This is a genomic window from Helicobacter sp. T3_23-1059 (assembly GCF_053654515.1).
The window spans coordinates 1-11,878 of sequence record NZ_JBSIUV010000054.1 but is presented as its reverse complement, the minus strand read 5'-3'; the positions used below and the strand labels follow the sequence as shown (position 1 = coordinate 11,878).

General features: G+C 38.7%; 19 protein-coding genes. 18 read left to right on the top strand and 1 reads right to left on the bottom strand.

Annotated elements, in window-relative coordinates; genetic code table 11:
- The 13 genes from ACWIX0_RS11370 to ACWIX0_RS11310 form a co-directional block, all read left to right on the top strand.
- Positions 1–334 (top strand): LPD3 domain-containing protein (locus tag ACWIX0_RS11370; protein ID WP_454174112.1); only part of this gene is annotated, 334 nt, incomplete at its 5' end.
- A 150-nt stretch (positions 335–484) separates the two neighbouring features.
- Entirely contained in the window at positions 485–802 is a 318-nt protein-coding gene (locus ACWIX0_RS11365; protein ID WP_454174111.1) for a hypothetical protein, read from the top strand.
- Positions 803–832: 30 nt separating this feature from the next.
- A complete protein-coding gene (locus tag ACWIX0_RS11360; protein WP_454174110.1) occupies positions 833–1,159 on the top strand; it encodes a hypothetical protein in 327 nt (108 codons plus the stop codon).
- Between the two features lie 13 nt (positions 1,160–1,172).
- Positions 1,173–1,889 (top strand): DNA-methyltransferase, encoded by a 717-nt coding sequence (locus tag ACWIX0_RS11355; RefSeq protein ID WP_454174109.1) that lies wholly within the window; start codon positions 1,173–1,175, stop codon positions 1,887–1,889.
- A gap of 551 nt (positions 1,890–2,440) precedes the next feature.
- Positions 2,441–3,055 (top strand): hypothetical protein, encoded by a 615-nt coding sequence (locus ACWIX0_RS11350; RefSeq protein WP_454174108.1) that lies wholly within the window; start codon positions 2,441–2,443, stop codon positions 3,053–3,055.
- A 29-nt stretch (positions 3,056–3,084) separates the two neighbouring features.
- Entirely contained in the window at positions 3,085–3,423 is a 339-nt protein-coding gene (locus ACWIX0_RS11345; protein WP_454174107.1) for a hypothetical protein, read from the top strand.
- On the top strand, positions 3,405–3,575 hold the full coding sequence (locus ACWIX0_RS11340) for a hypothetical protein (protein ID WP_454174106.1): 171 nt from the start codon (positions 3,405–3,407) through the stop codon (positions 3,573–3,575). The genes ACWIX0_RS11345 and ACWIX0_RS11340 overlap by 19 nt, the downstream gene beginning before the upstream one ends.
- A 112-nt stretch (positions 3,576–3,687) precedes the next feature.
- Positions 3,688–4,299 carry a hypothetical protein gene (locus ACWIX0_RS11335; protein WP_454174105.1) on the top strand — a complete coding sequence of 204 codons (612 nt, stop codon included), beginning with the start codon at positions 3,688–3,690 and terminating at the stop codon, positions 4,297–4,299.
- 28 nt (positions 4,300–4,327) lie between these two features.
- Entirely contained in the window at positions 4,328–5,497 is a 1,170-nt protein-coding gene (locus tag ACWIX0_RS11330; RefSeq protein WP_454174104.1) for a DUF4043 family protein, read from the top strand.
- Between the two features lie 72 nt (positions 5,498–5,569).
- Positions 5,570–5,935: a hypothetical protein gene (locus ACWIX0_RS11325; RefSeq protein WP_454174103.1), complete on the top strand. Its 366-nt coding sequence runs from the start codon at positions 5,570–5,572 to the stop codon at positions 5,933–5,935.
- A gap of 120 nt (positions 5,936–6,055) precedes the next feature.
- Positions 6,056–7,750 carry a hypothetical protein gene (locus ACWIX0_RS11320; RefSeq protein WP_454174102.1) on the top strand — a complete coding sequence of 565 codons (1,695 nt, stop codon included), beginning with the start codon at positions 6,056–6,058 and terminating at the stop codon, positions 7,748–7,750.
- A gap of 3 nt (positions 7,751–7,753) precedes the next feature.
- A complete protein-coding gene (locus ACWIX0_RS11315) occupies positions 7,754–8,383 on the top strand; it encodes a hypothetical protein (protein WP_454174101.1) in 630 nt (209 codons plus the stop codon).
- A 30-nt stretch (positions 8,384–8,413) separates the two neighbouring features.
- A complete protein-coding gene (locus ACWIX0_RS11310; RefSeq protein WP_454174100.1) occupies positions 8,414–9,001 on the top strand; it encodes a 4Fe-4S dicluster domain-containing protein in 588 nt (195 codons plus the stop codon).
- 31 nt (positions 9,002–9,032) lie between these two features.
- On the opposite strand, the gene ACWIX0_RS11305 is transcribed toward ACWIX0_RS11310, so the two are convergent.
- Positions 9,033–9,635 (bottom strand): helix-turn-helix domain-containing protein, encoded by a 603-nt coding sequence (locus tag ACWIX0_RS11305; RefSeq protein ID WP_454174099.1) that lies wholly within the window; start codon positions 9,633–9,635, stop codon positions 9,033–9,035.
- Positions 9,636–9,789: 154 nt separating this feature from the next.
- Between ACWIX0_RS11305 and ACWIX0_RS11300 the strand changes: the two genes are divergently transcribed.
- From ACWIX0_RS11300 to ACWIX0_RS11280, 5 genes are read left to right on the top strand one after another with little or no spacing between them, the layout of a single operon-like run.
- Entirely contained in the window at positions 9,790–10,332 is a 543-nt protein-coding gene (locus ACWIX0_RS11300) for a DUF5675 family protein (RefSeq protein WP_454174098.1), read from the top strand.
- 10 nt (positions 10,333–10,342) lie between these two features.
- Positions 10,343–10,582, top strand: coding sequence for a hypothetical protein (locus ACWIX0_RS11295; RefSeq protein WP_454174097.1), 240 nt, complete (start codon positions 10,343–10,345; stop codon positions 10,580–10,582).
- Positions 10,579–10,902: a phage holin family protein gene (locus ACWIX0_RS11290; protein WP_454174096.1), complete on the top strand. Its 324-nt coding sequence runs from the start codon at positions 10,579–10,581 to the stop codon at positions 10,900–10,902. Before ACWIX0_RS11295 ends, ACWIX0_RS11290 begins: the two co-directional genes overlap by 4 nt.
- Complete coding sequence (locus ACWIX0_RS11285; RefSeq protein ID WP_454174095.1) at positions 10,895–11,236, top strand: hypothetical protein; 342 nt, start codon at positions 10,895–10,897, stop codon at positions 11,234–11,236. The genes ACWIX0_RS11290 and ACWIX0_RS11285 overlap by 8 nt, the downstream gene beginning before the upstream one ends.
- A 40-nt stretch (positions 11,237–11,276) precedes the next feature.
- Positions 11,277–11,687: a hypothetical protein gene (locus ACWIX0_RS11280; RefSeq protein WP_454174094.1), complete on the top strand. Its 411-nt coding sequence runs from the start codon at positions 11,277–11,279 to the stop codon at positions 11,685–11,687.
- Positions 11,688–11,878 lie beyond the last annotated feature (191 nt).

Below are 11,878 nucleotides of genomic sequence, written 5' to 3'. Positions count from 1 at the left end.
GGTAGCAATCCTTAGTAAAGATGGGCATAAAAAAATACAAAGCACAAAAGCAATTAGCAAAAGTATGACAAATGGATTTAACGAAAAACAGCATTTTGAGGTTGCTAAACGCTTAAAAGAATTATACGAGAATGCAAGACTAAGAGAAATCGCGCCAGATAAAAATGCCGACAAAAATATACAAATACCCAGATATGAGGCATATTTTACGCTAGATGGACAGCCAGCACAAGCAAAAATCACTCTAAAAGAAACAATGAAAGGAAAATATAAAGGGAATAGAATTTACACGATAGAATTAGAAAGTATCGCTAAGTTGCCTAGTGAGCCCTAGACCTTAGCGAAGCAAAAGCTACAAAGTCATACAAAGACGCAACTAGCTCAGCATTGCGTAGCCCTTTGTAGATTTAAGGCAAATTCTAGCAAACTTTATGCTTTTTGTCAAATTATACATTCTAAGATAACAATTTAAGGAGAAATCACAATGGCAAAGTATCGCGTAACAAGGACTTTTACCTGCACTAAATGCAAGAAACAATACCAATCTACACAAATTGAAGCAAATGACGAGGGAACAATCTTGCAACCAGCCTCTTTAGTTTGCCCACACTGCAAATGGGATAACCAACAAAATTATGATTATTTTCTAAAACAAACCGAGCTAGATTCTCTTTTGCAAGCTAAGCAAGAGCAAGAGAAAGATAGGCAAGAAGCCTTAAAACAAGCGCAATTAGCAAAAAGGCAAGCCGAGTTAGCAAGGCTTTTAGCACAATGTAGCACCCCCCCCCAAGCACAGATTTAGTAGCAATCAAACGCATTTTAGAATCGCTAAATGCCTTGCAAGCTAAACTTTTATCTACCTAAAACCCATTGCAAGAAAGACAAAAAAAGCAAGCAAAAGCAAAATCTAGCTAAAAGCAAGGTAAGAAAAAAGCAAAAACAAGAAAAAGCAAGCCAAAAACCAAAGCAAGCAAAAACAAAATCTACCCAAAGCACACCACAAGCACAACAAAAACCCACACAAAAACAACAAAACTACACAAAAATACCAAAAAGAGATATTTTGTTTGCTACGCAAACTCAATATGACAACACAAACTCTAGCCACCTTTATTTTTCCCCCGTTTTTTACCTAAAATCCCCTTACTTTGATTTTTGAGTAAGAAGCGACAATGCAAACCCCACAAATACAAATACATAACGCCGATTGTTACGCACACATAGCAAATATCCCCGATAAAAGCGTGGATTTAATCATAACCGACCCGCCATATTTACTAAGCGGATTAAAAGGCGGATTTGCAAAAGAGGCTGGGGGAGGCAACTACGCAAAACTAATAGAAAAACACAACACCTTAGGCAAAGGCTTTGATTTTAGCTTACTAAAAGAGTTTGAGAGAATCCAGCCCACGCTAAATGCCTATATTTTTTGCAATCAAAAACTACTAAAAAAGCTACTTTGCTACTATGATGACAAAGAACACATAAGCACCGATATTTTGATTTGGCATAAGCCAAACGCACGCCCACAGCCTAGAATCCGCTATGATTTTGATTGTGAATTTATCTTGTTTTTGCAAGGCGATATAAACACGCTAGACACCACGCGAAGCGGATTTTCTAGCCATATTTTTAGCCATAATCTTATGAATACCCACAACAAACACACAAACCACCCCACCGAAAAGCCTTTATCTTTGATAGAAAAACTAGTGTTAAATTCTAGCAAAGAGGGGGATTTAGTGCTAGATTGTTTTAGTGGCAGTGGCACGACAGCCCAAGCGTGCAAAATCTTAAATCGCAACTTTTTAGGCTATGAAATAGACAAACAATACTACGAACAATCAATCAAAAGGCTAAATCAAACGCAAGGCAGGCTAGCGATTTAGCGCGATTAACGACAAAAACTCTCACTAAAAACAACAAAACTACACAAAAATACCAAAAAGAGATATTTCGTTTGCTACGCAAACTCAATATGACAACAGCAAAATTCTAGCCACCTTTATTTTTTACTACCAAAAATCTACAATGCCAAAGTGCGATTAAAAAAGGATTTTTTGGATGGGAATCGCACAGGCAAAAAGCGTTTTTTTACCCCACGCTTAAAAACGCCAGCAGGCTACCCCACAAACCTGCTTTTTGCCACTTTTTAAACTCCCTGCGTAGATTTTATAAAATCTACAAACTAGCTAGAGACGCCAACTCTAGCTAGTTTTTTTGCGTTTTTACGCGCATTTTTTGCAAAAAAAAGGCAAAAAGCAAAAAAAAACACAAAAAAACACAAAAAAACACAAAAAAAGCAGGGCAGGAAGTCCTAGACTAGCCTCATAAGCTATGTTTTGGTAGTGCGATTCTACCCCCTGCAACCAAAATCTAAAAACACATAGATTGCAAAAAAAACGCGCAAACGCGTTTTACAATGACTAAGAGAGTAACAATGAAAGCACAAGATATTTTATTACGAGTAAGAAGCAGATTAAGAGATGAGAATTTCACAAGCAAAGAGGGCGTAAAATTTAGCGATGCCGAGCTAATTGACGCGCTAAATGACACCGCGCTAAAAACCATCAAAGCCCTAAAAATAAACATAGCCCAAAGCGCAAAGATTTTATCCCCTAGCAAGCAAAGCATACTACTAAAACACACGCCCGCAGCAATCATAAAAGCTACTTACAACGGCGCACAAATCCCCATAAAACCACACGCCCAAATCATAGCAGACCCACCAAAAAGCCTAACACTCTACCCCATAAGCCCAAAAGAATACGCGCTTTACCCTCCAAAACAAGATGGTATCATAGAAGTTTGGGCTAGCTTTTATCCCCCTGTAAAAAGGGCAAATGATGAAGTCGCGCTAGATGATAGCTTTTGCCAACTTTTAGTTTATGGGATTTTAGAGAGAATCTTTCAAATCGAAACGAATGAAAACAATTTGGAGCGCGTGAAATTCTACGCTAGCTTGTTTGCAAGAGAGCTAGCAAATATAAGTGATTTGCTAAATAAAACAAGCGAGAGCGGCGAAGTCTGGCAAACAAAGTGTAATTTTTACTAAGCAAAAAACCCACAAACAAGGCAAAACAAATGAAAAAAAAGCAACGCCAACACGAGCGCAAAGCAAGACTAAACCGCCTTTACACCTCCGCTTTATGTGGATTTTTAGCGTTTTTGCTGTATTTTTTAGTCATTATTGTCGCGCTAGCGATTTTTGCTGGCTGTGCAAAAGTGGTAGAAAAAGAAGTGCTAGTGCCTTATGAAGTTTCTATACCTGTGCCGATGAAATGCCAATATCAAATGCCAAAAGAAATAATCCCTAAGCTAAATTCTATGCAAGAAATTTATAACTCTTTGCTTGAAATCCTAAAGCGCGATAAAGAAATACGCAAATCACTAGGGAAAATCCCGTGCTTAGATTTAGAATAAAGCGCGACTTGCTAGAAAACTTGCTAAACACACTGCAAGCTAGAATCCTAAAAGACACGCTAAAATCCGCACAAAATCCACGCACAAAAACCCGCAAGCAAAAACTACAAGCCCGCTTTATTTGGGATTCTTTATTGTTTTTTAGCATTTAAGCAAGCAAAAAGATTTTTGCATTTTTAAAAAATTCTAGCCACCTTTATTTTTATTTTTTATTTTTGCAAAATTGCGAATGTTTTTTTGAAAATTTAAGCAAAGGAGGGCAAGATGCCTGAAAATGACAATCCTAACATTTTGCAAGACGCACCAAATCCCTACGATACAAGCGGGGAAGTAGCAGAGTTGCAAGCATTGCAAGATGAACTAAGTCAAAGTGAGGAAGCAATCGAGGGCGAATGTGCTAAAACTATCGCTAGCCAGCTAAATGAAGCTGATGATGAGCTTTACTTTGAGGACAAAGAGGGTTTTATTAAACGCGTTTTTGCCTTGCAAAATGCATGGCTAAAAGAAAATATCGGCAGCAAGCAAGAGAGAGCGCAAGAGCTAACAAACTCTATAAACTCTAAAAACGAGCAAGCTAGCATAGATGCTGCAGCCCAAGAGTTTCAAAGCGCACACCCTGAAGCTGATATTGCTATGCTTATGGATTTTTTAAATAACGAAGTCCCCCCACGCATAGCAAATGAGTTGCAGGCTGAAGCTGACCCGAGAGCGTTTTTTGAAAAACTCTATGAGCTTTTTTTGCAAACAAATGGACAAAATCCACAAACCACACAAGAGCCACAAGAGCCTGAGGAGCTACCAGCGCAATTACAAGGCGTAAGCAAGCAAGCTGATATGCGCGGAAGCAACGAGCCTATGCCTATGGATAGGTATTAAAACTAAAAACCAAAAAAAAGGAGCTAAAATGCCAAATGTAGAAAGCGGAAATTGGATTGAAAACCCAAATATTAGTATTGAAATCGCAAAAGAAATTGAAAAAGCGTATTGGAAAGAGTGCAAAATCGAAGCAGTGTTAGGGCGAGGCGAAAACCGCGCTTTGCGTAGTTTTCAAGTCAAATCTAGCGCACCTTATCGCCCCAGAATCAAACAACGACTTTTAGGCGATGGCGTAGAGGGCAACGCAGATTTTGATAGCAATGTAGATAAAATGGAAATTTTTGCTACAACGCTATTCCCAAAAGTCATAGGCAACAGCCTAAACAGCGACATTGAATTTTATTCTTTGATGAATAATATTGATTTTGCCAAAGAAGCGACTGAGAGCCTAAAAAGCTGGATGGTAGATAAGGTAAATCGTAGCATTGTCGCCGCTCTTGCAAATGATATTACAAATATTGTAGTCTCAGATGCGACAAAGGGCGTAAAAGATTCTACGAGCAAGGCAAGTGTAGCTGAAGCCTGCAAAGCCATCGTAAAAGGCGATACGCTAACCGTAGCAGCATTGCGCAGAGCGATATTTATGGCAAAAACAGGTATTGACTACAAAAACGGCAAGGCTAGCACCATTAAGCCTACAAGAATCACTACAAAAACCATCGCAGGCGTAGAGCAAGATATTTTCTCTTACTTGATTTTGCTAGATACTTACCAAGTCGAGCAAATCAAAAAAGACCCTGAATGGATAGAAGCGCAAAAAGCCTTAAGCACAAACAAAGGGCTTGATGCAGGATTCTTTACAGGGCTAGTAGGTATGATTGATGGTTGCCCTGTGCTTGATATGGGCGTATGGACTAGCGACCAAGTCGGGCTACCAAATAGTCAAACAAATGATGTAGAGTTTAGAAACTCTCTAAACCTCCAAAATCATAGCAAAATCGTAGCACCTAGCGCGTATGCAAACACCCAGCCTGTATCTTTTGGCTACCTTGTAGGAGCAAACGTGCTTTTGGCAGTTGGCACACCACAAGCACGCGTGCTGTTTGAAAAACGCGACTATGGACGCAAGACAGGCATAGCCGTTGATAGAGTGCTAACCATCGCAAAAGGACGATTTGATATGAGTGCTAGCGAAGCGTGGGGATATTTGCACGACAAAGACATAGGCATAATCGGCATTGCATCTAGCCTAGAGTAGCCAGCTAAAAGTCTAAAATCCCTAAAAAACCCGCTTTTTTTAAGCGGGAAAAACCACAAAAAAGGATAACAAATGAAACAAAAAGTAAGAAAATTTCAATATGTAGCAACTCCAAAATTTAGCTTTAGCGACTTTGCCACCGCTACGCCAAAAATCGCGTGCATTTTGCCAAGCGATGCCGTAGTTTTGGGCGTAACGCTTATTGTCGATAAAGCAAGCCAAGCAGGTATCACGCTAGATGTCGGGCTAAATTCTAGTCAAGATTTGTTTTTGAATGACATTTCTTTAGCAGCAACAGGCACACACACTTCTAGCGTAAAGACTATCACAAAAGAGCGAAGCGAAGTCATAGTCTTGCCTAGCAAGCCTCTCACACAAGGCGAATTTAGCCTTATTGTTGAATTTGCCCTGCCAACTACTTATGATTACGAAGTGTAAGCAAAAACGCGCTAAAAAAGCAAAATCCGCGCACAAAATCTAGCACAAAAACCCCTTAAGGTAAAAACCTTTGGAGGACAAAGCCTAAAAAAAGCGCGGATTTTTACACAAGAAGTAATTATGACACAAGCCCTGCTAACTAAAAACGCGCTTGTGCTAAAAGCACAAAGAGACTTAGCAAGGCTTGATTTTAAGGCGTTTTTACTCCAAAAATGGCAACACTACAACAAAGCTACCTTTAATGATAATTGGCATTTTGACTACCTTGCAAAAATCTTAGAACACACCCTGCCACACAATCCAAACGGCACACTAAACCAAAATCTAATCACTCGTGCAATGATAAATATGCCTCCAAGTTATGGCAAGACTGAAACCATTGCGCGAAGTTTTATAGGCTGGGCTTTAGGCAAAGATAGAAAACGCAAAATCATTTATATTTCTTACAGCGATGAGCTATGTAGAAAAATATCAAACCAAGTGCGCGATTTGCTAAAATCGAAATTTTGGGCTGATATTTTTTTAGCACCACCGCAATTTTTGCAAGACAATAGCACCGAATTTGTGCTAAAAGAGGGCGGAGGGCTTTTTGTAACCACGCTAAAAAGCGCGATAACGGGATTTCACGCGGATTCTATTTTTATCGATGACCCCATAAAAGTAAGCGGTATGTCTAGCAGGCTAGAGAGAGAAGCCGTAAAGCAAAATTTTAAAGAGAGTGTTTTAAGCCGTTTGCAAAACACTAAAAGCAACATAACTATTTTAATGCAACGACTGGGCGATGAGGATTTATGCGGATTTTTGCTTGATGAGAAACATTTTAGCCCTGAAATAATTAGTCAATGGCAAGTTTTTAGCCTAAAAGCCCTAGAAAACGAGGATAAAATCTATAAAATGGGGGATTTTAGCTATTTTAGAAAGGCTGGCGAGCCGTTATTTATTGCCAAACACACCAAAGCCCAGCTAGAATCATTAAGGCTACAAATGGGCAATGATGAGTTTAGCACACAATATTTGCAAGAACCGCTAGTAAGCGAAGCGGGCTACTTTGAGGAATGCTATTTTAAAATCGTGCCAAGCTATGAAGTAGGCAAGACAAATGATTATATCTTTGTAGATAATGCAATGAGCGTGAAAGATAGCGCGGATAATCGCGCTATTTCGCTTATGGGCGTAGAAAATCATAGCGAGCTAAAAGAAAGATATGTGTTAAAAGATTGTATTTTTGGGATTTTTAGCGAGGAGCAAACCATAAGCCATATAATTGATTTAATGCTTTTAAGCCCAAGCGCAAAAGTGTTTATCGAAAGTGATGGAGGAGGACTAACACTAGAGCGACTACTCCAAAAAGAAATAATCCGCGTAAATGCTGAGCTAAAAAGAGCTAGCAAAGACATAATCAAAAATCAAATACAATGCTACACACCAAGCCGAAAAGTGCAAAAAGTCGAAAAAATAAAAGCACTGCGTCCTTACTACAACACAGGGGGGCTAGTATTTTTAGCCACAGCGCGAGGGCTAAACCAAATCAAAAAAGAACTACTTAGTTTTAATCCAAGCAAGCCTTTTAGAAAAGATGACTGCATAGACACGATTGCAAGCTGTATAGCACACCAAGACACAAAAGCACCAAGCCCTAGCCACGCTACGCAAGAAGCACAAAAAAGCTACTCCACACCCCTGCCACACGCAAATCTATCACGCGGAGGATTTAGCGCAGATTCTAACGCTTATGGGGATTTTGGATACCACGAGCTAAGCGGAGGTTTTGGCAGCGCAAATTTGAGCGGAAATCTCACACGCGGGGGATTTTAGGCTATGAGTGGATTTAGCAAGGCGATAGAATCTATATTAAAATCTTTTGGCAAGCAAGCACAAAAACAAGCGGAGGAAAAGGCACAAAAAAAGCCCGCACAAAAGCAAATCCACAAAGAACAACGCGGAATCTACAATGTAACTTATAATGGCAAAAACGCTACAATGATTTACAAAGATATAGAATCAATCGACAACGCCATAGCCTACACAAAAAGCAATCGCAACAAAGGGGGGCGACATATACACTTGCAACATAGTTTAGATTCTAAACAGCAAGGCTACATAAATCCCGATGAAATGGTAAATCTAGGTAAAAATATACGAAATTATATAAGCAAGCACGGCGACCCGCACATAGATAAAAATGGAAGCAGAATTTATGAATGGAGCAATGATAAGGGCGATAAGTTTCGCGCAGTAGTGAATAATATACCAAAAAAAGAAGCTAGCGGTTACAACTCACGCCTGCCTGCCGCTAGCGAGGAAATTATAACATTTTATAGCAATAGAAATCTACCAAAAGACAAAGTTTTTGAGTTTAAAAACCCAAAATTGCAAGAATCACACTTGCAAAATCCACAACAAAACGCCCTAGATTTTAGCTTAGAGAGTAGCTTTAATCGAAAATAATCACAACAACCCCAACACAAAGGATAAAAAATGAGCCTACAATACAACCCAAAAAACTGCACACAATGCGAAAACTGCGTCACCGCCTGCCCTTTAGGTGAAAGTGTTATACCATCGGTTAGCCCGCTTGAAATATTGCCAAATTGCATAAATTGCGATAGTTGTATCGGAAGCTGCCCAGAGGGCGAAAAAGTGCTAGTAAGTCATTTAGACTATCTTTTGCCAAATTTTATTAGTGTTTTTGGTGATTTAAAACCAAAAAATGAACAACCAACACCCACAACGCCCACAACCCCAAGCGAGAATCCAAACCCAAACAAAGACGCAGAATCTAGCCAAAAAGGCGAGTCTAGCGAAAATCAAAACCCAAGCGACAAAGACAACAACAACCAAACAAGCACGGGGGAATCTAGCACGGGAAACACAGATTCTAGCACAGACAAAAGCGAGGGCGAAACAAGCAAGGAAAACGCAGAATCTAGCGACAAAGACAAACAAGATTCTTTATTGCCCCCCCCCAACACAAATTACAAGCAGCATAAAAATTTTGCAAGAAATAACGACACTACAAAGCTACTTAGCCACGATAAAATAACACGCGCTTTTTTAGTGGCTTAAGTTTTTTTGCAAAACCTCTACAAAAACCTTTTTAGCTATTTTGCGCGATAAAGGCTTTTAGCTCATCTGCGCTTAGATTTTCTAAATCCTCTTGCGTTTGGACTTCTAAGATTTGACTTACGCCTTTGCCGTGCAAAGATTCACTCATTTCTAAAAATAGCTTAGCTACTTCTTTAGCCGCACCTAAAATGAGCGGGTCAGATTCTTTGCTACGATTTGCAATCATTCTAAGCATTTCATTTTTTGCTAAAAGCGCAGCAGAAATCGCATTTTGCTGTAAAAACTTCGCGCCCATCGCCCGTGCTAAAAGCTCTTCACTAGCTTCATCTAGCATTGCGTTTTTAATAGATTCGTTTAGCTCGCTAGCATACACACCGCTTAAGCCATCGCGTAAATCTTGCTTGATTTTGTTATGAGTTATCGCCATCGCCGTGCCGAACTCTTTATGCAGTAGCTCGGTTTGGACTTTTTGCGTGCTGATATTTTTTAGCGCACACGCCCTTTGCCAATTTTGCGTCTTTATCCAATGTGCTAGCGTGCGATAGCTTATGCCAAATTTTTGGGCTACTTCTTTAGGGCTTGCATCGTGCGTTTCAAAGTAAAGTCGTATTTCATTTTGATTAGAATGAGCCATTTTTAGCCTTTATGCTAGATTTTAGCGTAGATTTTTGGATTAGATTTTAGGTTTTTTACGCGCTTTTTTGCAAGTGGCGAAAATCTAGCCACCTTTATTTTACCCCTGCTTTTTGTCTAAAATCCTCGTGATAATCCACACAAAAAGGCTAAAAATGCCAAAATATACGCTAAATTTAACTAGAATCAAAGAATATGAGAATGTAGCAGGAAGCGGGCGTAATGCTAGCAAGCCTAAGGAATCTAGCACAATATCGCGCGTAACGCTTTATGATAACAATAATCCCAAAGAATTGCTATTTAGTTGTTTTTGTTGTGAAAATGGCGGGGAATCAACTGATACTCCCAAACAAGACAAAAGAATCATCGCTAGAAAATATAAGCTAGAATGGACTTACAGCGCAAGGAATGCAAGTCTTGCTAAGAAATACCCAGAATTTTACAACAAAGATAAATCACGGCATAAGGCAATTTGGCTAAAAACGCCCGAGCTAGAATCATTTGCAAATCGTAGGATTTTAATCCACATAGGCAACTGCCCGCAGGACACAGAAGGCTGTTTGCTTTTTGGTTATGGCGATAACAAAAAGGGGCAAATCAACAATTCTACGCAGTGCATTTATGATTTTTTCAAATTAGTTGAAAAAATAGGGATTGAAAATATCACGCTAAACATAAATGAAATTATCAAAGATTAAGGTTGTATAAATGCGGTTTTTTAGTCAATTTTTTAGCCATTTTTTTAGTGGCAAGACACGCAAAAAACTGCGCTTAGCGTGGTTTATCATTCGTTTTTGGGTTATAGGAAAATATCATTGCAACTTACCAAAATGGGCGTTAAGCCTTTTTTGGTTAGCACATAAAGTGTTTTGGTTTTTTATGTTTTTTTGTTTTTTGGTTACTTACTTTGTGCTGGGCGAGACTTTAGGATTTTTGGAGCAAAAATGAGCGAATTTGAAGCATTTATTGCAAAAGGGCTTTACTTAGAGTTATTGCCTATCATTGTTTTGGGAGTTTTTGCAGGATTAGCAAAGTTTTTTCAACGAGATGACGACCCCAAACACACAGCGGGCTTGCGTGATTTTTTTAATAACACAATCGCAAGTATGGTTATTTGCGTTATTATATACGCGGCACTAGATAGCACAGATTTAAGCTATTTAACCAAATTTGCGATAAGCGGACTTGTAGCATTTTTAGGCATAGACAAAGCATTAGATTATGCGCAAAAACTATTATCTTTACGCAAGGGAGGTAACAATGATTAAAGCGTTTTTGCAAAATCTAAAAGAGAGGATTTTTGGAAAAATCGATTATAAGGCTAGCTACAATGCAATAAGCGAGGCTAGCTACTTAGAATCTACCATAAATCAACAATGCTACCGCCCCAAATACTCCAAACTTAAAAAGTTTGTAACAAGCCTTACAATCTACTTGCTTTTTATGAGTTTGGCATTAAACATTATGACAATGCGCGAAAATGTAGAGCTAAAAGAACACATAGCCTACATAGCCGATGCGATAATCCAACTAAATGAGGAACAAGCACAAATCGAATCACAAAGGCAAGATAAGCCTAAGAAAAAACATAATGCAAAGTAATGTTAAAAAATATCAAAGAAATTAACACAAAGGCAATCTTATGTTAAAAAATCTTTTTTCACTTACCACAAGCGCATTTAGTGGCGTAACCTCCAAAATCTTGCTTACACTTTGCGCGATTTTAGCAGGACTTGCGATAATCGCATTTTTAGGACTTAAACATTATCAAAATAGCTATGATGAGAACTTAAAACAAAAGGCACAAATTGAAGCGCAATTTCAACAAACACACATTATTTTAGAGAGACAAAACGAAGCTATAAAAAAGGCAAGTGCCGAGCTAGAAAAATATCAGGGCGAAATCAACAAAATTAAACGCGAAAACGCAAAAAAATTTGCCGAGCTAGAAAAAAGGCAGATTCAAAGTTGCCAAGATTTGACAAGTGGCATAGTCGATATGCTAAAGACTTATAGCCAAGACTTGCCTGAGAATATCACGCAGAACGAGTAAAATGGGAGGAATAAAATGGAAAATATAGGCATAGTCTTAATTATTTGTTTTTTGGGATTGTCGCTTTATCAAATTTTTTGCAAATATTAAAAAATCTAGCCACCTTTATTTTACACCCGCTTTTTGTCTAAAATCCACGCATATTTTTTTTTACGCACACAAAAAGCACAAAAAAACCACAAAAAAAAGGC

Excerpts from the sequence above, each read along its gene's own strand:
- ACWIX0_RS11365 (WP_454174111.1), top strand. The coding sequence starts at position 485 with ATGGCAAAGTATCGCGTAACAAGGACTTTTACCTGCACTAAATGCAAG.
- ACWIX0_RS11360 (WP_454174110.1), top strand. The coding sequence starts at position 833 with ATGCCTTGCAAGCTAAACTTTTATCTACCTAAAACCCATTGCAAGAAA.
- ACWIX0_RS11355 (WP_454174109.1), top strand. The coding sequence starts at position 1,173 with ATGCAAACCCCACAAATACAAATACATAACGCCGATTGTTACGCACAC.
- ACWIX0_RS11350 (WP_454174108.1), top strand. The coding sequence starts at position 2,441 with ATGAAAGCACAAGATATTTTATTACGAGTAAGAAGCAGATTAAGAGAT.
- ACWIX0_RS11345 (WP_454174107.1), top strand. The coding sequence starts at position 3,085 with ATGAAAAAAAAGCAACGCCAACACGAGCGCAAAGCAAGACTAAACCGC.
- ACWIX0_RS11335 (WP_454174105.1), top strand. The coding sequence starts at position 3,688 with ATGCCTGAAAATGACAATCCTAACATTTTGCAAGACGCACCAAATCCC.
- ACWIX0_RS11330 (WP_454174104.1), top strand. The coding sequence starts at position 4,328 with ATGCCAAATGTAGAAAGCGGAAATTGGATTGAAAACCCAAATATTAGT.
- ACWIX0_RS11325 (WP_454174103.1), top strand. The coding sequence starts at position 5,570 with ATGAAACAAAAAGTAAGAAAATTTCAATATGTAGCAACTCCAAAATTT.
- ACWIX0_RS11320 (WP_454174102.1), top strand. The coding sequence starts at position 6,056 with ATGACACAAGCCCTGCTAACTAAAAACGCGCTTGTGCTAAAAGCACAA.
- ACWIX0_RS11315 (WP_454174101.1), top strand. The coding sequence starts at position 7,754 with ATGAGTGGATTTAGCAAGGCGATAGAATCTATATTAAAATCTTTTGGC.
- ACWIX0_RS11310 (WP_454174100.1), top strand. The coding sequence starts at position 8,414 with ATGAGCCTACAATACAACCCAAAAAACTGCACACAATGCGAAAACTGC.
- ACWIX0_RS11305 (WP_454174099.1), bottom strand. The coding sequence starts at position 9,635 with ATGGCTCATTCTAATCAAAATGAAATACGACTTTACTTTGAAACGCAC.
- ACWIX0_RS11300 (WP_454174098.1), top strand. The coding sequence starts at position 9,790 with ATGCCAAAATATACGCTAAATTTAACTAGAATCAAAGAATATGAGAAT.
- ACWIX0_RS11295 (WP_454174097.1), top strand. The coding sequence starts at position 10,343 with ATGCGGTTTTTTAGTCAATTTTTTAGCCATTTTTTTAGTGGCAAGACA.
- ACWIX0_RS11290 (WP_454174096.1), top strand. The coding sequence starts at position 10,579 with ATGAGCGAATTTGAAGCATTTATTGCAAAAGGGCTTTACTTAGAGTTA.
- ACWIX0_RS11285 (WP_454174095.1), top strand. The coding sequence starts at position 10,895 with ATGATTAAAGCGTTTTTGCAAAATCTAAAAGAGAGGATTTTTGGAAAA.
- ACWIX0_RS11280 (WP_454174094.1), top strand. The coding sequence starts at position 11,277 with ATGTTAAAAAATCTTTTTTCACTTACCACAAGCGCATTTAGTGGCGTA.